Genomic DNA, 19371 nt, shown 5'->3' with positions numbered 1-19371 from the left:
AACAGGCTTCTCAGAGCCAGCCTTTCCAGCGAAAGAAGAAAAAGGGGATCACGGCTGATATCACCATCAAAGCCAGTGAGAAGGGGTAACCCGCCGTCCAAGCCAGCTCCGGCATGACCTGAAAGTTCATGCCATAGACGGATGCGACCAATGTGGGCGGCAGGAACACGACCGAGGCGATCGAGAAGATCTTGATGATCGAGTTCTGTTCGATGTTGATCAGGCCGAGCGAGGCGTCGAGCAGGAAGGTGATGTTGGCGGCGACAAAGGCGGCATGCTCCGACAGCGACTGGATATCGCGCGAGATGGTGCGGCAGAGCTCCTTCGCCTCGTGGTCCTGCTGGATCGCCGGGATCGTGTGAAAGAACGTCAGAAGCCGGGAAAGCGAGCCGAGACTATCGCGCAGCTTGCTGATCATGCGGTGATGACCGGCGATATCGCGCAATTTTTGCTCGAGGTAGTTCGAAGGCTTGCGCACCTTTTTCGCCCGGCCGAAGACATGCGTCGACAAAATGTCGATGCGCGAGACGGAGGTTTCGAGGATTTCGGCGGTGCGGTCGACGATCGTCTCCAAGAGCTTGGCGAGAAGGGCAGCACCACTGCGCCAGTTTTCCGGCAGCCGGTGAAGGGCGGCGATGAACAGCGCGAAGGATTTTGGATGGGCGTAACGGATGGTGACCAGACGGTTTCCGGCCAGAATGAAGGCGACATCGGTCAGCGTCGGCGCGTCGGTTTCCGCCTTCCAGACGAGCGAAGCGGTCATGAAGACGGCGTCGTTTTCGATGTAGAGGCGAGCCGAAGGTTCGATATCCTTGAGATCCTCGCGGGTCGGAACTTCGATGCCGAGAACCTTTTCGACATAAAGCTCCTCCTCGCGGCTCGGCTCGACCATGTCGATCCAGACGACATCCTCGGGAAAGGATGCCGGCTGCGAGAGATCGCGGATCTCGACCGATTTGCAATTGGAGCAGTAAGCGGTGATCACCGGCAGTGTCTCCGATGCTCACGACGCTTGGTGGCCATCGCCATTTTCATCGGAAGCCTTTCCATGCCGCCGCCATCGCGGCGGCGCGACGGTCGCTCGTCCCAGGTCCAAACGGAAGCGGATCAAGAAAGTTCATAAAACTCCGGCTGCATCCGGCCTTCAAGGCCACCATGCGCATTGTGCTCCACCGCATCGCAGTTACCAATCCTTCGATCTTGCAGGCGGGCCAGAACCTTCGAAACGAAGGGCGGCCGACATTGAGCATCTGCAACAACGCCATCATGGCGCCGCGGCATATGCAGCAAAGCCGTGAAATAATCAAGACATCTTCCGTGAAGCGCGGCTTTTCACCACGTTTCCCCCACAATCGGGGTGATCGCAGGCGGTGATTCGGCGCTTGGCCTTCCGGTATATCCTTACGCCAGCGCCGCTGTGCGGTTCGGAGAGGCCAACGCTATTCGAAGACGATCGCCGGAGCCGGTCGCCGGGACTGGCCGGCGAGCTGCTCCCAGACCTTGGCGGCGATGCCGCGATAGATGCCGGCGACGACGCCGTTCGGGTCGGAGGCGACGAGCGGGGTGCCGGCGTCGGAGGTTTCACGGATATTCATCGTCAGAGGCACTTCGCCGAGGAAGGGCACGCCGATGCGCTCGGCCTCCTTGCGGGCGCCGCCGTGACCGAAGATGTCGTAACGGGTGCCGGTATCGGGCGCGATGAAATAGCTCATGTTCTCGACGATGCCGAGCACCGGCACCTCGACCTTGCGGAACATGTTGAGGCCCTTGCGGGCATCGATCAAAGCGAGATCCTGCGGCGTGGAAACGATGACGGCGCCGGCAAGCGGCACCTGCTGGGCCATGGTCAACTGCGCATCGCCGGTGCCGGGCGGCATGTCGACGACGAGGACGTCGAGCTCGCCCCAGGCGACTTCGCGCAGCATCTGCAACAGCGCCGACTGAACCATGGGCCCGCGCCAGATCATCGCCGTCTCCTCGTCGACGAGGAAGCCCATCGACATGACCTTGAGGCCGTAATTCTCCATCGGATTGATGATGCGGCCGTCGATCTGCGTCGGGCGGCCGGATATCTTCAGGAGCCGCGGCATCGAAGGGCCGTAGATATCGGCATCGAGAATGCCGACGCGAAGGCCGTTGGCGAGCAGGCCGAGCGCCAGGTTGACGGCGGTGGTTGATTTGCCGACCCCGCCCTTGCCGGAGGCGACGGCGATGATGGCGCCGATGCCGGGCACGCCGATCTTGCCGGCCCGCGGCGGCTGTGGCTGGGGCGCATGGGCGTGATGCTGATGATCGTGGGTCCCATGATCATGACCGCCATGGCCGTGCGGCGGGTTCGGCGCCGGGCGGGCAGCAGGTGCTGCGGCCGTCGCCTTCCTGTCCGCCGTCAGCGTGACGAGCGCACCCTTGACGCCGGGCATTTCCTTGATGACGCGCTCGGCGGCGAGCCGCATCGGCTCCAGCTCCTTGGCGCGCTCGGCCGGGACGGTGATGGAGAAATAGACCTTGCCGTCGGAAATGAACACATCGGAGACCATGCCGAGCGCAACGATATCGTGCTCGAGGTCCGGTCCGCGCACGGTCTTCAGCGTTTCGAGAACCTGTTCCTTGGTGACGTCGGTCATTCCACCCTCACTGCTTCTTCTTGCAGACCACGGCGTGTCTTTCAGGACGAGAAAGGACGCCATGGCACCTTGCCGCATGATTTAGCCTTGGTCGATTCCGGCCAAGGCTAAATCATGCGGTAGAGATAGTGGAGGCGCACGTCTTCGCCAAACAAAATCATCGGGAGGAAAATCGATTTGCCGGCTTTGAAAAACGCCGGCCGGGATTCGAAATCCGTTGCGGCCATCAAGTCCGCCGGGCTTTCGCCCTGATGGCCGCAACGGTCTCTCTCCCCGAGAACCGGCGCAATGCGGGGCGAACTAGCGCAAGCCGAAAAAAATGCCAGAAAAAAGTGACCAGCAAGACGAAATCGTGAGCAGCTGCGCAAGAAGCGGTGCCGAAAGGCAACAACCGCCGCCGACGCCGAAGGCCGGGAGAGAAGCGGCATCGGCGTCTGGCGGTGGTGTGTCGGCCGCGCCATTTCCTGGCGCTGGTCAGCAAAGTCCCCTCTGGACCTCTAGCAGAAGAGATGCAGAAAGCGTGCCAGATGGAAAAGCTAGGAAAAGCGGCGAAACGGCGCTCCGATCTGCCTACGCGCTAAGCGGCAGGCAGGAGCCGTTCGCCAGCTTTGCAACTTATTTGATCAGGCCGATCCGCAGCGCCTTGGCGACGGCCTGGGTGCGGTTGACGGTGTCGAGCTTCTTGGTGGCGCGGTTGAGGTAATGATTGACCGTATGCTCGGACAGCGACAGGATTTCGGCGATCTCGGCGCTGGTCTTGCCGGCCGCCGTCCAGTTCAGGCAATCGATCTCGCGGTCGGTCAGCGCATCGGTCACGCGGGTATCGAGATTGCGAATCTCGGCAAGCCTGTCGAAGACATGGATGGCGATATAACAAAGCTCGCGCATCTCGGCCGGGCTGAAGGGTTCGCGATCGCCGGCAAAGGAGACGGCTCCGCGCAGGCCGGAGGCCTCATGCGTCGGGAAATAGGCGCAACGCATCATCCTGAAACGTTCGAATAGCCCAACGACCAGAGCGGACTTGCCGTCGTCGCGTGGCCAGCTCTGTCGCGACATGTCGTAGAAGAAGGGCCGCGCCGATGTTCTCAGCCGCCGCAGAACCGGGCTGTCCACCATCAAGCCCTCCTGGTCATAAAGCGCCAGAAGCTCGGCCGGCCAGCTGGTGAGGACGGTGCTGCCCTGAAGATCGAGGGAGGTGATCGGCGGCAGATTGAGCACCATGAAGGCGCGGCAGCGATAGGCTTCGGTCACGCGTTTCAAAAACCGGAAAATGTCGAACTGGGTCTTCAGGCCGGCAATTTCCTTGATGTAATCGTCTTCTTCCGCGGATGTTTGCGACAAAGGTTCCATCACATTTCTTCATCTTCGGCGCCGCGGCCCGGTTGCTTGCATCAGGGAATGACGATTGCTTCTGTATCAAGTGCTGTCGACCGCGACATCAAGTGTTCGGCCGACAATTGTTGTCGACTTCGCGGACTATTTCCAGTTGTCGTGATTCGCCGGCAAATCTCAATTTTTTCCGTTTCAGTCTTTTGTCTTATACCCGCAATCACCGACCGCTGATCATCGCCGCATCTAGCGACGCGGGCCGAGGCGGATGCGCATGCCTTCCATGATCCTCCCGGCTGCCTGCCGAACCGGAACGGCCCATTGGGCGAGAAGTTCCATCGACAGGCGATAGGCCGGGCCGGTGATCGAAACGCCGCCGAGAAAGGTCCGATCTTCCGACCAGATGGGTGCGGCGACGCAACGGATGCCGGCCTCATGCTCCTCACGGTCGAAAGCATAGCCCTGATCGGCGATCTCATGGATTTCGGCGAGCAGACTTGCCGGCGAAGCATGGGTGGCGGCGGTAAAGCGGGTGAAATTCACGCCGGCAAGGAGATCGACCAGGCTTTCGGCCGGAAGCAGCGATAGCGCCACCTTGCCGACGCCGGTGCAGTAACAGGGCGAAGCATTGCCGATCTGCGAATACATGCGCACCGGCTGACGGCCTTCGACCTTGTCGAGGTAGATGATCGACTGCCCTCTGAGAACGCCGAGATGCACGGTCTCCCCGGTCGCCTGCTGCAGATCGGCAAGGTGCGGTTCGGCAATCAGGCGGAATTCGTTGCGCGCCCAGCTGCGGGCGGCGAAATCGAGCAGGCGCAGGCCCGGCGCATAGCGGCCGTCACCGTCGAGTTCGAGCAGCCCCTCCTCCACCAGGTGGCTGAGCTGGCGATGCAGGGTGCCGCGCGGCTGGCCGGCGAGCGACAGGATGTCGGTGAACCGCAACGGCGCATCGGCATGGGTGACGAGATCGAGCAGCACCATCAGCTTGCCGAGTGTGCCGGTCTCGCGTGCCTGCGCTATGCCGCCGCCGTAAGCATTCATCGTCTCATCCGCCCTTGACAGAAGGGCCAGCATAAACCGATAATTCCATATAGTCAAATTCAGTTCCAAATAATGGAACAGTTCACCTCGTCGGGAGAAGACGATGGCCGCGACAGCAGCCCAATTTCCGGAGTTCAGAGACCGAACCGTGCTCGTGACCGGCGGCGGCTCGGGCATCGGCGCTGCAATCGTCGAAGGTTTCGCGCGCCAGGGCGCCAAGGTTTCCTTCATCGACATCGCCGAGGCCGCCGGCCACGCGCTTGCCGAGCAGCTGTCGGGTCACACCGCGCATCCTGTCACCTTCTACCATGCCGATCTGCGCGACATCGACGCGATCCGGCGCACGGTCGACAGCGTCGTTGCCGCGTCCGGGCCGATCCGCGTGCTCGTCAACAATGCCGCCTGGGACGATCGCCATGAATTCGATGCGGTCACCGAGGCCTATTGGGACAACAACCAGGCGGTCAATCTGCGGCATGTGTTCTTTACCTCGCAGGCGGCGGCGCCATCGATGCGGGCGGCCGGCGGCGGGGCGATCGTCAATATGTCGTCGATCGCCTTCAAGCTCAACATGGGCGGTTTTCCCGCCTATGCGGCGGCGAAGGCTGCGGTCGTAGGCCTGACGAAGAGCATGGCAGGCCGGCTCGGCCCGGAGAATATCCGGGTCAACTGCATCCTGCCGGGTATGGTCGTCACCGAACGGCAGATGCAGTTGTGGCTGACCGAAGAGAGCATCGCTCGCTCGGTCGAGCAGCAATGCCTGAAAGTCGCGCTCAAAGCCGATGCGATCGTCGGTCCCTGCCTGTTTCTTGCATCCGACTGCGCGGCCGGAATGACCGCCCAGTCCCTGATTGTCGATGGAGGCATTCTGTAATGACAAATCCGTCTTATGTCGCGGTGGACTGGGGCACCAGCAGCTTCCGGCTGTGGCTGATGGCCCGGGACGGCAGCGTGCTTGCCGAACGCCGCAGCGGCGAAGGCATGACCAGCGCGGCAAAGACCGGCTTTTCCACCGTGCTATCAAGCCATCTTGCCGCCATCGAAGCGCCGGAAAACCTGCCGGTGGTGGTCTGCGGCATGGCCGGCGCAAGGCAGGGCTGGGTCGAGGCCGGCTATATCGACGTGCCTGCACCGCTCGCCTCGATCTTGACTGCCGCCGTCCGCGTGGCCGGCGAAAGCCGCGACATCCGCATCCTGCCGGGCCTCGCCCAGCGGCAGGCGGCGACGCCGGATGTCATGCGCGGCGAAGAAACCCAGCTTCTCGGCGCGCTCGGCGGCACGAGCGTCGGCGCCCAGGCGGTCTGCATGCCCGGCACGCATTCGAAGTGGGTGCATGTGACGGATGCTACCGTCACCGGCTTTTCCACCTTCATGACCGGCGAACTCTTCGACGCGATCAGCAAACACACGATCCTGTCGCATGCCGTTGCGGGGGCGCAGGAGCAGCCGGCCGATGCGGCGGCCTTCGAAGCGGCGGTCTCGGCCGCTTTCGCCCGGCCGGCCCTTGCCTCCAACCTGCTCTTTACCGCGCGCTCCGGCCAGCTCCTGCACGGGATCTCCGCTGCTGCCGCGCAAGCCCGGCTCTCCGGCACGCTGATCGGCCTCGAAATCGCCGGTGCGCTGCAGGATGCCGCCAACTCAGGCATCACCCTCGTCGCCTCCGGACGCCTGCAGGCGCTTTACGAACAGGCCTTCAAAACCCTCTCCCTTGCCTTCACCGCTATCGATGCGGACGAGGCTGTGCGCCGCGGGCTATCGGCCGCCGCCGAAGCCATCTGGCCGAATTGAGAAAGCTGACACGATGAACCGTATCCCCTTCCCCGACATGAAGCGCCCGCTGATCGCCATCCTGCGCGGCATCCGGCCCGACGAGACCGAAAGCGTCGTCGGCGCCTTGATCGACAACGGCCTGACGGCGATCGAAATCCCGCTCAATTCGCCGGAGCCGTTCAAATCGATCGAGATCGCCGCCAAGATGGCGCCAGCGGAGGTGCTGATCGGCGCCGGCACGGTGCTGACGGTCGAGGCGGTCGACAGCCTGAACGCGGCCGGCGGCAAGCTGCTGGTGACGCCGAATGTCGAACCCGAGGTCATCATCCGGGCGCGCGACCATGGCATGGTGACGATGCCGGGCGTCTTCACGCCGACCGAGGCGCTGGCTGCGGCGCGGGCCGGCGCCACCGGGCTCAAATTCTTTCCGGCGAGCGTGCTCGGTCCTTCCGGAATCACGGCGATCCGGGCGATCCTGCCGCCGGAACTGACGATTGCTGCCGTCGGCGGCGTATCGGACAAGAATTTCGCCGATTACACCAAAGCCGGCATCTTCGCCTTCGGCCTCGGCACTAGCCTCTACAAGCCGGGAATGAGCGCGGCAGAGGTTGCCGAGCGTGCGAAAGCAACCATTTACGCCTATGATGCAGCCATGGGAGCGTGAGCGGATGACCGACATTTACGAGTTCGAAGGCAAGACCCTTTGCAACACCAATTCCGTCCTCGGCGAAGGGCCGACCTATGATCCAGACAGCAATACGGTCTGGTGGTTCAACATCCTCGGCAAGGAGCTGCACGAACTCAGACTGGCGACGGGGGAGAAAAAGGTGCATCCGCTGCCTGCGATGGCAAGCGTGCTGGCCCGCATCGATGCCGGACGGCAGTTGATCGCGACGGAGGAAGGGCTTTTCGTACGCGATGTGGCAAGCGGCAACCTCACCTTCTACGCAGCGCTCGAAAATGACCGGCCGGAAAACCGCTCCAATGACGGCCGCACCCATCCCTCCGGCGCGCTCTGGATCGGCACAATGAGCAAGCGGGCGGAAAACCAGGCCGGCGCCATCTATCACGTCGCAAGCGGCAAGGTGACGAAGATCTTCAACGGCATCAGCATTCCGAATTCGATCTGCTTCTCGCCCGACGGCACGATCGGCTATTATACGGATTCCCGGATCAACCGGCTGATGCGCGTCATGGTCGATCCGCATACCGGCCTGCCGGCGGGCGAGCCGATCGTGCTCGTCGACAGCATGAACGAGCCCGGCGACATCGACGGCTCGGTGGTCGATTCCGACGGCTATATCTGGAATGCCCGCTGGGGTGCGGGCGTCGTCGACCGCTACAATCCCGATGGATTGCGCATCTCGCGCTACAAGGTTCCCGCCGTCCAGCCCTCCTGCCCGGCCTTCATCGGCGTCGATGCCAACCGGTTGGCGGTGACGACCGCCTGGGAGGGGCTCGACGAGGATGCCCGCTCGGCTCAGCCTTCCGCCGGCGCGCTGCTGGAACTCGGCATCACGGTCAAGGGCGTGTTTGATCCTCTATACGTGCTCTGAACGCCGGTTTCCATGGCCGCGATCCCGAGGCGCCCCCAAGCGGGGCGCCTTTTCGTTTCGCCCCCAGTCGCCGATAAAAGTTCCGTGAGAATGGTGAAATTTTCCGTGTTTTCAACCGGAACCAATACGCGCACCGCTCATTTTCCCTACGAACCGGCGCGGCAAGGATGATGCATTGCCGGGTCAGCGATCACTCTAGAGAAATGAAAGTAGGTTCGAAATGACAAGCAAACTTTTGACGACCGTTGCCGCTGGCGCGCTGTTTGCCACGGCTTTCGCACCGGCGGCATTCTCGCAGACCGCGCCGCAGCCTGCAGATCCCGCCGCTCCGACCGAAGCAGCGCCGGCTGATCCGGCTGCACCGAAGCCGGTGACACCTGACGTGACCAAACCCGCAGGCGATGCTGCACAGGCTCCCGCCGCAACCCCGAGCACGGATATGGCTCAGGGCACCTATCTGACGGAGCAGGCTCCGGACCAGATCAGCGCCAATACCTATATCGGCCAGTCGGTCTATAATGCCAACAATGAAAGCATCGGCAGCGTCAACGACCTGATCATGAAAAAGGACGGCGGCATTGTCGCCGCAATCGTAGGCGTCGGTGGCTTCCTCGGCATCGGCGAAAAGGATGTCGCCGTTCCGATAGAAACGATCACCATAGCTCAGAACACCCAGGACGGCAGCGTCAAGCTGACGACCAGCGAAACCGCTGAATCGCTGAAGGCTGCGCCTGAGTTCAAGACGCTGGCAATGCAGTCTGCAGAGAAGGCTCCGGTCGCACCTGGTACCGATACGACGGCAACCGGCTCGACCACGCCTAAGTAAACCGCGCGTGGTAGTATAGCGTAGGTGATGGCGCTCCTAGGGGCGCCATTGCTTTGTCTGCTGATCTGAGTTCCCCTTGCGGCACACTTTTGCTGGAATTGGTTTGTTTTGCACGCAATTTCGGACGCAAAACCGCGGCGCACTTTTGCTGGAATTGCTTTGTTTGCACGCGATCCCGGACGCAAAACCGAGGCGCACTTTTGCTGGAATTGCTTATGCGCTGACGCGCTCGGCGATCGCCGCGTCATAGTAGTTCTCGTGCAGGAAGCGCAGCGTGGCGATGCCATCGGCCGGGCGGCCGAAATGATAGCCCTGGCCCATGCCGCAGCCGAGCGTGCGCAGTTTCACCGCCTCGGCGTAATCCTCTATGCCCTCGGCCACGACTTCCAGTTCCAGGCCATCGCACATGGCAAGGATCGCCTTGATGATGTGTTCGGAGGCGCGGTCGGAATTGATGCGTGAGACAAAGGCACGGTCGATCTTGATCTTGTCGAAGATGAAGTCGCGCAGGCGCCCGAGGCTCGACTGGCCGGTGCCGAAATCGTCGAGCGAGATGCGCACGCCGGCGGCGCGCAGATCGGCGATGATGCGGTGAGCGGTATCGGCCGAACCCATCACCGCCGTCTCGGTGATTTCCAATTCCAGGCGATGCGGATCGAAGCCGACGCGGCCGAGGATCGACAGGATGCTGCCGCTCGTGCCGGGATCCATCAGCTGCGCCGAAGAAAGATTGAACGACAGGAAGAGTTCGCGCGGCCAGGAAAGTGCTGCTTCCGCCGCCTTGCGCAGCAGCGTTTCCGACAGGGCATCAATGAAACCGCGCTCTTCGGCGAGCGGCACGAAGACGCCGGGCGAAACGAAGCCGAGATCGGGATCGTTCCAGCGGGCAAGCGCCTCGAAGCCGACCACCTGATTGTTGGCGAGCGAAACGATCGGCTGGAAATGCACGTCGATCGCATCGGAGATGATGGCGTTTCTGAGCGCCTGCTCCAGCTGTGTGGCGCGCTTCATCTCCTGGGCGATCTCACGCGAATAGACGGTGATCTGGCCGCGGCCGCGGCGCTTGGAGCGATAGAGCGCCGTTTCGGCGCTCTTCAGCAGTTCCTCGCAGTCCTCTCCGGCAAAAGGATAGATGGAAAAGCCGAAGGAGGCGGAGAGACGGACGTTGCGGTCGCCGAGATCATAGGGCGCCGACAGCACCTCGCGGATCATCTGGCCGAACTTCTCCGCACTCGCCCGCTCGAAAATCAATGGCAGCACGAAGGCGAATTCGTCGCCGTCGTGACGGGTGACCAGCGCGCCGTCCGGAATGCAGGCCTTCAGGCGATGGGCGACCTGGCAAAGGATTTCATCACCGGCCGAGGAGCCGAAAAGATCGTTGATCGGTTTGAAGCTGTCGAGATTGGCAATGCCGATGGTGAAGGGAGCCGGATCGCTGGCGCGCTCGGCGGAAATCTGCAGAACCTTCTCGCGCATGCGGTTGCGGTTACCCAACCCGGTCAGCGGATCGGTATAAGCCATCGCCTGGAGCTCACCGTGACTCACGGTCAGGGAAGCCATTTCCGCCGATTTCATCATGCAAACCCGAGCTTTCCTCCGCAGCCGAGCAAAGAATGACCGGCATTTCTTAACAATTCGCTAGTAAATCAGCCGCCTTCGCAGCCTGACCGCCCCGAATTCTCAGGGGTTGACGCTATCGGCGAGAGCGGACCCCGTCGCGAAACGACGGCCATATCTTTAAAACATCAGGCGCGCGTTCGAACTCGCGCGCCCTCTTCCACCAGGTATTTCTGAAATATCGTCTCGAGCATGTCAGGACTGACCGGTTTCATGATGACGTCATCCATGCCCGATTTAGCGCATTCGGCCCGATCGCGTTCGAAGGCCTGGGTGAGCACGCCGATGATCGGGGTGCGGGCTGCGGCAGCGCCGGCTTCTTCCATCTGCCGGATGAGCCGCGCGGCCTCGAAGCCGTTGAAGCCCGGCAGGGATATGTCCATCAGCACCACCTGCGGCCTGTGTTCGGCCCAGAGGCGCACGACCTCGTCGCCGGTCGCAGCAATCATATGGCGGTGACCGAGGCCTTCAAGGATCTGCGAAAATACGATCTGGTTGATATCATTGTCTTCGGCAACGAGAACCTGCAGGCCGACCGTATCGTCGGAAATGCTGATTTCCCAGTCCACATCTGCGCCGGCGCCGTTGTTGCGGCTGTTGCGGTTGAAATGGCGGGCGATCTGGAAGGTGAGTTCGTTGGCGATCTGGAAGCCGTCCATGACGAGCGAGGGAATACCATATTGCTCGGCAAGCTCGAGGCAGCGCATACCCATCTGGTTGTCGATGATCAGCAGGTCGAGCGAGATGCCGGAAGAGGTGGCAATTTCCAGGAACTGCTCCTCTTCATCCTCTCCGCGCACCGTGCAGGATTCGAAACCGTATTTCGACAGCGTGCGCAGCGCGGCGGTCTCGGCGGCGAGGTCGGCGGTGACGACGAGGATCTTGCGGCCGGAGAAATTCTCCGGAACGATCGCTTCCATCGCCGCCGGCTCGCGGCGCTCCACCGCGCTCTGCAGCGGCACATAGGCGCGGCGATAGCTCTGGTTGGCGGAGGTGGTGATCGCCGAGGCCCGGTCGAACTCCTCGAGATCGGCGCCGTCGCGCGGCAGGTCCTGCGTCGTCGACACCAGGAAATAGCGGCCGGGCTTGCCGATGCGGTGCTTGCGGCTGACGATGTCGCGCTCGATGCCGTCACGGGAGATCTGCCGCTGGCGGGAGATCGACATTTCGCCGGTCTCCAGCACGTGACGGTCGCTTTCTTCGAAGCGTTTTGCGATCTCCGGCGAAAAGAGATCGCCGCTCTTGCGGCCGAGCACCTCGTCGGCGGTGGTCTGGTATTTCTCGCAGAAGGCGAGGTTCACCGCGACATAGGTAAGGTTGCGATCCTTGACGAACAGCGGGAACGGCAGATTGTCGAGAATGTCTTCCGTGAGCTGCACCCTCTCCAGGTCCGAGCGCCACTGCTCCTCGCGTTTCTTGTCCTCGGAGATGTCGGAAACGATGGTGACGCCGTAACCACCGGGCAGCCTGCGCTTGACGAAACGGACCCAGCTGTCGGCGCCGTGGCGCTCGACGGATTCGAAGCGTTCGCGCCAATGCGAGGCGATCCTCTGCGACAGCCAGTCCTCGCGGCTGAGCGAGCCGCCCTGCCTCACGTCATATTGCTGACGAACGCCGGTATCGTAGACCGCACCCAGGAAATCGCGCAGCCGCGTGCCCGGCTTCAGCATCTCGGCCGGCAATGGGAAGAATTCGAGGATCTGGCGGCTTGCGAAGATCAGATGATCGTTCTTGTCGTAGATGATGAACGCTGCCGAAAGGCTGTCGCACACGACATCGAAAAGCGCCGTCTGCAGATCGGCCTCGGCGGGAGTCCCGTCGATTCCCGATGCCGTGTCCGCCTTATCGAAGCCGGCACTCATTCTGTTGCGTCCCACATCTGATCGATTTTCGCAGCTTCCGGAGGTATATGAATAAAAATGCCATTTTTCTGTTAAAACCGGCTTAACATTACCGGCCGTCGAAATGGGGGAGCCGCCGATCACGCTTCTGTAAAGCCAACGGAATCCCCTTCCCTCCTGCCCGCGAATCCTCGAAAATAGCCCATGGCCATCAGACAGCTTTCCGAAACGCTCATCAACCAGATCGCCGCCGGCGAGGTCATCGAACGGCCGGCGAGCGCTGCCAAGGAACTGATCGAAAATGCGCTCGACGCCGGGGCGACGCGCATCGAGATCGCCACATCGGGCGGCGGCAAGGCGCTGCTGCGGGTCAGCGACAACGGCTCCGGCATGGAGGCGGCCGATCTGGAACTGGCGGTCCGGCGCCACTGCACCTCGAAGATCTCAGAGACACTCGAGGATATCCGCACGCTCGGTTTCCGCGGCGAGGCGCTGCCGTCGATCGGTTCCGTCGCCAGGCTCAGCATCGCCAGCCGCAGGCGTGACAGCGCCGGCGGCCACGAGATCGCCGTTGCCGGCGGCAAGATCGTTCATATCAGGCCGGCCGCCGCCAATCCCGGCACGATCGTCGAAGTGCGCGACCTGTTTTTCGCCACGCCCGCCAGGCTCAAATTCCTGAAGAGCGAAAAGGCGGAGGCGGGCGCCATTACCGAGATCGTCAAGCGCATGGCGATTGCTTTTCCTGCCGTGCGCTTCGTCCTGTCTGGTTCGGACCGCACGACGCTGGAATTTGCGGCGACCGGCGACGACCATCTGGCGCGCATGGCGCAGGTGCTCGGCAAGGACTTCCGAGACAACGCCATTCCCCTCGACGCCATGCGCGAGGACATCGCGCTCACCGGCTTTGCCGGCGTGCCGACCTTCAACCGCGGCAACTCCGCTCATCAATATGCCTTCGTCAACGGCCGGCCGGTGCAGGACAAGCTGATCCTCTCGGCGATCCGCGGCGCCTATGCCGAGACGATTCCATCAGGACGCTATCCGGTGGCGGTGCTGTCGATCACCCTTGATCCGGCTCTCGTCGACGTCAACGTGCATCCGGCAAAATCCGACGTGCGCTTCCGCGACCCGGGCCTGGTGCGCGGCCTGATCGTCGGCGCCATCCGCGAGGCCCTGGCGCGCGATGGCAGCCGGGCGGCGACAACAGGGGCGAGCGACATGCTGCGGGCCTTTCGCCCCGGCTTCCAGCCCAATGCGCAGCGGCCGCAGGCGCCATGGTCGGCCGAGACCTCGCCCTTCCGGCCCTACCAGCCGGCAGGCGGTTTCGCCGAGCGGACGCAGGCCTCTTTCGGCGGATTGTCGGCGCCGACGGCGCGAGCCGAGCCGCCGCCTTCGCCCCAGCCGGGTGCACCCGAACCGGCCTCTCCCGAAACAACCGGGCGCTATCCGCTCGGCGCGGCACGGGCGCAAATCCACGCCAACTATATCGTCGCCCAGACCGAGGACGGGCTGGTCATCGTCGATCAGCATGCAGCGCATGAGCGGCTGGTCTTCGAGGCGATGCGCAAGGCGCTGCATTCGAAGCGGCTGGCCTCGCAGGTGCTGCTCATCCCTGAGATCATCGACATTCCGGAGGAGGATTGCGACCGGCTGATGCAGCATGCGGGCGAGCTTTCCGAACTCGGCCTGGCGATCGAGCGTTTCGGCCCCGGGGCGATTGCCGTGCGCGAGACGCCGGCGATGCTCGGCGAGGTCGACGCCCATGGCCTCGTCCGCCAGCTTGCCGACGAGATCGCCGAGTGGGACACGGCGTCGGGCCTATCGGCCAAGCTCGAATATGTGGCGGCGACCATGGCCTGCCATGGATCGGTGCGCTCCGGACGGCGGCTGCGGTCGGAGGAAATGAACGCGCTGCTGAGAGAAATGGAAGTGACGCCGGGTTCCGGCCAGTGCAATCACGGTCGGCCGACCTATATCGAATTGAAACTCAGCGATATCGAGCGGCTTTTCGGCAGAAGCTAAAAAAGCTGGCAAAGCCGCCGTCGCGGGAGTATGGCAGACACATGACAGACTGCAGGGAACGGAGCGCATGAATTTGTTCGAAGGGCACGGAAACCGCGAGGCGAAGATCCGCTATCTCGACGGCGATTTCCAGATTGTCTCGCCCGGCTCCTACGTCGTCTGTGCGATGACGGGAAAACATATTCCGCTCGACGAGCTGCGCTATTGGAGCGTCGCCCGCCAGGAGCCCTATTCCGACGTGATCTCGGCGATCGAAGCTGACAAACGCGCCGGCGTGCTGCCGAACCAGCGACGTTAGAGCAATTCTCGCCGTTCCTCCTTTAGTGACCCTAAACGGCTTTGGCTAATCTGCGACCCGTGACAAAACCGCAAGATCGGTCGAGCGCGTCATGTCCACCAACGTTTAGCTGGTGCCGCCACGGAGGACGGGACGATGAAGGCGGCGCTTCAAAACTACCATGCCCGCATGCAGCGGGTGCTGGATCACATAGACCGGCATCTGGACGATGATCTGGACCTCTATGCGCTGAGCAATGTCGCAGCCTACTCGAAATATCATTTCCATCGGCAGTTCACGGCGACCTTCGGTCTATCCGTGCATCGCTATATCCAGCTCGCCAGGATGAAGCGCGCTTCATACCAGCTAGCCTACAGGGATGCCCAAAGCGTCACCGATATAGCGATGGAAGCCGGTTACGACGGTCCTGATGCCTTTGCCCGCGCTTTTCGGCAACGGTTCGGGCAATCGCCTTCGTCTTTCCGGAAGTCTCCCGACTGGGAGCCGTGGCTTGTGGCCTTTGGGCCTCTCGACAACGCCAGGAGCAAGCTCATGCAGAAGACTTTACCATTGACGACGTGACGATTCGCGATGTGCCTCCCACGCCGGTGGCGATCATGGAGCATCGGGGCGATCCCGCAACGCTCGGCGCCACCATCCAGCGCTTCATCGCCTGGCGCCAGGGGGCAGGTCTGCACCCCAAGACAAATCCGACCTTCAATATCTGGCGCTCCGAGCGGCGTCCCGCGTCGCCCGCCGACTATAGCGTGGACCTTTGTGTCGGGATCGACAAACCAATCGAGGCGGGCAGCGGTGAGATCAAAGCCGGCGAGATTCCCGGCGGACGATGCGAGGTGCTGCGCGTCGTCGGCAACACCGACAATCTGGAACCCGCCGCGCTCTACCTCTATCGCGAATGGCTGCCGGCCAGCGGCGAAGAAGCGCGCGACTTCCCGATCTATTGCCAGCGGCTGCGCTTCTTCCCTGAAGTGGCGGAGCATGAGGCGGTCGCGGAACTGTTTTTGCCGCTGAACTAGCGCCCTTCGACGGCGGCCTGCCGCTTCCGCACGCAGGGGACGGACAGGCCGCTATCCGCCCAATCCCGGTTTAATGCATGTCGCCCGGACGTGTGCAGCGGTTCCGGGATAACGACATGCATCAAAATAAAGGGCTTAAGCGCGTCGCATGAATCATATTTGACGCGACGCGCTTTACGCGTTTGCGGCCTTCATCTCCCGCAGGCGGCGTTCGCGGCAGGCGACGATCGCCCGGTCGATGATGAGGCTTGGAGCGAGATGATCATCGAAGATCATGTCGACCTCGATCACCCGGCACTTTTGCGCCAGCTCTTCCGCCTTGCCGTGGTGGCCGGAGAGGCGGACGAAATCCTTCGAGGTGGTGACGATCAGAAGATCCTGGTGCTCGGCGGTCGTCAGGATATCGCCGATCTCGTCCTCGGTCAGGTGCTCGTGGTCGCCGAAGGTCTTGGCGACGGCGATTTCAGCGCCGCGCGATTCGACGGTGCGGAAGAATTTGGCGGGATCGGCGATGCCGGCGAATGCCAGCACCCTGATGCCGGCGAGCCTATCGTCGCCGCGCACCTTGAGCGATGCGGTAAAATAGGGCTTTGCCGCGCGAGCCGCCATGCGAACGATCCTGTCGGCCGCATGGCCGCCGCCGACCTTCAGCAGAGCCGTCGCCGACCGCAGTTGCTGGCCGATCGGCGCGCGCACCGGGCCGGCCGGCACGATATGGCCGTTGCCGAGGCCGCGCGTCGCGTCGATGACGAGCAGAGCATAATCGATCGCCAGCCGGGCGCTCTGGAACCCGTCATCCATGATGATGAGGTCGGCGCCTTCCGCTACCAGACGTCTCGCGCCGTCGACGCGGCGCCGGGAAATCACCGTCAGCGCCTCTTGGGCAAGCAGCAGCGGCTCGTCGCCGACGGCGACGGCCCGGTGATGATGGGGATCGACCACCGTCGTCACGTCGAGCGAGCCGCCGTAACCTCGGCTGAGGAAGCCGGGTTTCAGCCCCTTCGCCTTGGCGGCGCGGGCGATCGTCAGCGCCGTCGGCGTCTTGCCGGCGCCGCCGACGGTGAAATTGCCGACGCAGATGACGGGAACGGAAACGGAGGCGCGGCGCGCATGGGCCATTCGGTGGCCGGCGACACGGCCGTAGAGAAAGGAAAGCGGCGCCAGCATCCAGGCCCGCCAATCGGCTTTCCTCCACCAGAACGGCGGCGCTTCGGATATCATCTTGCCGTCCCGCTCCCCTGCCCGGTCTCAGAACCGGCCCCTTGCTTTTCGACCGGCCGGATTGAGAAGCCAAAACCGGTGAAAATGCAAGTCCTTGCAAAGATCGCGATGCGGTTTAGGCCGGCTGCAGGTCCGGCAGCAATGTCTCGATGGCGGTGATATCGTCGAGCACATGATCGGCAGCGGCGGCAAGCGAAGCCCGCGAGCCGGTGCCGGTCAGCACCGCGATCCTGAGCCCGGTGCCGGCATTCAGGCCCATGTGCAGATCATGATTGTTGTCGCCGACGATCGCGACCTCTTCCGGCAAAAGACCGGTCGCGGCGCAGAAGCCGAGCACCATGCCGGGTTCCGGCTTGACGCCGAAGCCGCTGTCATAACCGGCGATGTAATCGACATAAGGGGCAAAACCGAAACGTTCGGCGGTCTGGCGGATGGAGCGTTCATTGTCGCTGGAGGCGACGCCGAGCTTGAAGCCGCGCTGGTGCAGCCTGGCGAAGAAGCCGGCAAGATCGGTCACCGGCACTGAAAATTCGGCGGCGCCGGAAAAGAGATCGTCGAGACGGACCGTCAGTTCGCCGACTTCGACCATCGAGCCGGCAGCGACGAGCCCCTCAGCGATCTGACGGGTATTGCCGGCGGCGAGCAGGCTGTCGGGAACGATATGGCCGGTCTGAGGATCCATGCCGCAGGCCAAGAGCAACCGGTCTGCGAGAAACGGATCGCCCTCGGCGGCGATGCGGGCAAGCTCGCGATTGACCGGCAACCAGCTCTCGTCATAATCGAGCAGCGTGCCGTCCTTGTCGAAGAGGATGCCTTTAATACGCGCCGGGCCCGACATCGCGCCTCCTCAGAGCTGGGCGACGGCTTTGGGCAACAGGCGCGCCTTGACCGTCAGCGGATTGATATAGGGTTCCAGCCCCTTCACCGTCGCCGTCAGCGCGCCGCGCATCTCGTGCACGGTGGCAATGCCGGCTTCGATCATCGAGCGGCGGGCTTCGTCGTTGATCAAAAGGTAATGCACGCCCTTGGCCAGCATTTCGGTATCGCGCACCATGCGGGCGCTGCCGCTGCGGGCAAGTCTCTGATAGGCCTCGCGAAAATTCTGCACATTGCCGCCGGAGAGGATGGCGCAGCCGAGCATGGCCGGCTCCAGCGGGTTTTGGCCACCTTCGGCAAACAGCGAACGGCCGACGAAGGCAATCTCCGTCAAACGAAGATAAAGACCCATTTCGCCGATCGTGTCGCCGAGGAAAACATCGATATCAGTGGACAGGACGTCGTCGCGGGTGCGGCGGGCGACCTTGAGACCCTGCTTGACCAGAGCCGCCTCGATCTCGTCGCTGCGTTCGGGATGGCGCGGCACGATGATCGTCAGCTGCCGGTCGCGCTCCTTCAGGGCGCGATGAACGATGCCGGCCGCGTTCTCCTCGCCGTCGAAGGTCGAAATAGCCGCCCAGGTCTTGCGATCGCCGATCTGCTTCTTGTAGCGGGCAAGGACAGCGCTGTCATAGGGTGGGGCGTCGGTATCGACCTTCAGATTGCCCGAGGTGATGACCGGGACGACGCCGAGATCGCGGAAACGTTCGGCATCGACATCCGACTGGGCGATGACGAGGGCGAGATTTTCGAACAGGGCTTCGGCAATCGATGGGCGGCGGCGCCAGCGGGCAAAGGAGCGGTCCGACATGCGGGCGTTGACCAGGATCTGCGGGATGCGGCGGCGGCCAAGCTCCAGCACCGTTGCCGGCCAGATTTCGGATTCGGCGATGATGGCGCAATCCGGCTGCCAGTAATCGAGGAAGCGGCTGACCGATGGCTTCAGATCGAGCGGCACATATTGATGGATCGCCTCATGGCCGAGGCGCTCGGCAGCAAGTTTCGCGGAGGTGATGGTGCCGGTCGTCAGAATGACGTGGATGTCGCGGCGGCGGATCTCGCGGATCAATGGGATGACGGCGTTGGTTTCGCCCACACTTGCGGCGTGGAACCAGACGAGCGGCCCTTGCGGCCGGTTGGCGCTCGGATAGCCGAAACGCTCCAGGCGGCGCGCGCGGTCTTCCTTGCCCTTGGCGGTACGGTAGGTGAGATAAAGACCGACGACTGGAGAGGCCACAGTTCCCGCCAGACGGTATGTGCTCAGACCGAGCCGCGCCATCCGGGAGCTCATTGCGCCAGCCTCCGATCCAAGACGATCGACATCAAACCCA

The 19371-nt window shown here is 62.8% G+C and carries 18 protein-coding genes and 1 pseudogene; 9 read left to right on the top strand and 10 right to left on the bottom strand.

The features are described 5' to 3' along the window. Window positions 1–10 precede the first annotated feature (10 nt). Window positions 11–985 (bottom strand): magnesium transporter CorA family protein, encoded by a 975-nt coding sequence (locus tag N2597_RS02400; RefSeq protein WP_038687155.1) that lies wholly within the window; start codon window positions 983–985, stop codon window positions 11–13. Between the two features lie 14 nt (window positions 986–999). Here N2597_RS02400 and N2597_RS02395 point away from each other — a divergent pair, with 14 nt between their 5' ends. Further along, window positions 1000–1374, top strand: a complete 375-nt coding sequence (locus tag N2597_RS02395; RefSeq protein ID WP_225881393.1) for a hypothetical protein — start codon at window positions 1000–1002, stop codon at window positions 1372–1374. A gap of 65 nt (window positions 1375–1439) precedes the next feature. Here N2597_RS02395 and N2597_RS02390 read toward each other — a convergent pair whose 3' ends face one another. The 4 genes from N2597_RS02390 to N2597_RS02375 form a co-directional block, all read right to left on the bottom strand. Next, on the bottom strand, window positions 1440–2624 hold the full coding sequence (locus tag N2597_RS02390; RefSeq protein ID WP_183597373.1) for an Mrp/NBP35 family ATP-binding protein: 1185 nt from the start codon (window positions 2622–2624) through the stop codon (window positions 1440–1442). A gap of 107 nt (window positions 2625–2731) precedes the next feature. Continuing rightward, entirely contained in the window at window positions 2732–3052 is a 321-nt protein-coding gene (locus N2597_RS02385) for a hypothetical protein (RefSeq protein ID WP_183597375.1), read from the bottom strand. Between the two features lie 187 nt (window positions 3053–3239). Further along, window positions 3240–3974, bottom strand: coding sequence for a LuxR family transcriptional regulator (locus tag N2597_RS02380; RefSeq protein ID WP_106797412.1), 735 nt, complete (start codon window positions 3972–3974; stop codon window positions 3240–3242). Between the two features lie 225 nt (window positions 3975–4199). Continuing rightward, window positions 4200–4997, bottom strand: coding sequence for an IclR family transcriptional regulator (locus tag N2597_RS02375; RefSeq protein WP_106797460.1), 798 nt, complete (start codon window positions 4995–4997; stop codon window positions 4200–4202). A gap of 103 nt (window positions 4998–5100) precedes the next feature. Between N2597_RS02375 and N2597_RS02370 the strand changes: the two genes are divergently transcribed. The 5 genes from N2597_RS02370 (at window position 5101) to N2597_RS02350 (ending at window position 9149) form a co-directional block, all read left to right on the top strand. Beyond that, on the top strand, window positions 5101–5871 hold the full coding sequence (locus N2597_RS02370) for an SDR family NAD(P)-dependent oxidoreductase (protein WP_106797413.1): 771 nt from the start codon (window positions 5101–5103) through the stop codon (window positions 5869–5871). Continuing rightward, a complete protein-coding gene (locus tag N2597_RS02365; protein ID WP_096762635.1) occupies window positions 5871–6785 on the top strand; it encodes a 2-dehydro-3-deoxygalactonokinase in 915 nt (304 codons plus the stop codon). Before N2597_RS02370 ends, N2597_RS02365 begins: the two co-directional genes overlap by 1 nt. Window positions 6786–6798: 13 nt before the next feature. Further along, window positions 6799–7431, top strand: a complete 633-nt coding sequence (locus N2597_RS02360; RefSeq protein ID WP_096762636.1) for a 2-dehydro-3-deoxy-6-phosphogalactonate aldolase — start codon at window positions 6799–6801, stop codon at window positions 7429–7431. A gap of 4 nt (window positions 7432–7435) precedes the next feature. Then, window positions 7436–8323 (top strand): SMP-30/gluconolactonase/LRE family protein, encoded by an 888-nt coding sequence (locus tag N2597_RS02355; RefSeq protein ID WP_096762637.1) that lies wholly within the window; start codon window positions 7436–7438, stop codon window positions 8321–8323. Window positions 8324–8543: 220 nt separating this feature from the next. Further along, entirely contained in the window at window positions 8544–9149 is a 606-nt protein-coding gene (locus N2597_RS02350) for a PRC-barrel domain-containing protein (RefSeq protein ID WP_038687143.1), read from the top strand. Between the two features lie 213 nt (window positions 9150–9362). Here the strand turns inward: N2597_RS02350 and N2597_RS02345 are convergent, their stop codons facing one another. Together N2597_RS02345 and N2597_RS02340 are read right to left on the bottom strand one after the other, a co-directional pair. Continuing rightward, entirely contained in the window at window positions 9363–10727 is a 1365-nt protein-coding gene (locus N2597_RS02345; RefSeq protein WP_038687141.1) for a putative bifunctional diguanylate cyclase/phosphodiesterase, read from the bottom strand. 167 nt (window positions 10728–10894) lie between these two features. Beyond that, window positions 10895–12628, bottom strand: a complete 1734-nt coding sequence (locus tag N2597_RS02340; protein WP_183597377.1) for a response regulator — start codon at window positions 12626–12628, stop codon at window positions 10895–10897. A gap of 183 nt (window positions 12629–12811) precedes the next feature. Between N2597_RS02340 and mutL the strand changes: the two genes are divergently transcribed. From mutL to N2597_RS02325, 3 genes and pseudogenes are all read left to right on the top strand, one after another. Then, window positions 12812–14629 (top strand): DNA mismatch repair endonuclease MutL, encoded by a 1818-nt coding sequence (mutL, locus tag N2597_RS02335; RefSeq protein ID WP_096762640.1) that lies wholly within the window; start codon window positions 12812–12814, stop codon window positions 14627–14629. A gap of 67 nt (window positions 14630–14696) precedes the next feature. Further along, a complete protein-coding gene (locus N2597_RS02330) occupies window positions 14697–14927 on the top strand; it encodes a DUF2093 domain-containing protein (protein ID WP_010059623.1) in 231 nt (76 codons plus the stop codon). Window positions 14928–15062: 135 nt separating this feature from the next. Then, window positions 15063–15943, top strand: a pseudogene (locus N2597_RS02325) (AraC family transcriptional regulator). Window positions 15944–16117: 174 nt separating this feature from the next. On the opposite strand, the gene lpxK reads toward N2597_RS02325, so the two are convergent. The 3 genes from lpxK to waaA all read right to left on the bottom strand — a co-directional run bounded on the left by lpxK (window position 16118) and on the right by waaA (window position 19331). Further along, window positions 16118–17164, bottom strand: a complete 1047-nt coding sequence (gene lpxK / locus N2597_RS02320) for a tetraacyldisaccharide 4'-kinase (RefSeq protein WP_039618119.1) — start codon at window positions 17162–17164, stop codon at window positions 16118–16120. Window positions 17165–17279: 115 nt separating this feature from the next. After that, window positions 17280–18002, bottom strand: coding sequence for an HAD family hydrolase (locus tag N2597_RS02315; protein WP_096762642.1), 723 nt, complete (start codon window positions 18000–18002; stop codon window positions 17280–17282). A gap of 9 nt (window positions 18003–18011) precedes the next feature. Then, entirely contained in the window at window positions 18012–19331 is a 1320-nt protein-coding gene (gene waaA, locus N2597_RS02310) for a lipid IV(A) 3-deoxy-D-manno-octulosonic acid transferase (RefSeq protein ID WP_096762643.1), read from the bottom strand. Window positions 19332–19371: the final 40 nt, after the last annotated feature.

The organism is Rhizobium sophoriradicis, from assembly GCF_025200795.1.
Taxonomy (GTDB): Bacteria; Pseudomonadota; Alphaproteobacteria; order Rhizobiales; family Rhizobiaceae; genus Rhizobium; species Rhizobium sophoriradicis.
This window is presented reverse-complemented; position numbering and strand designations above follow the sequence as displayed.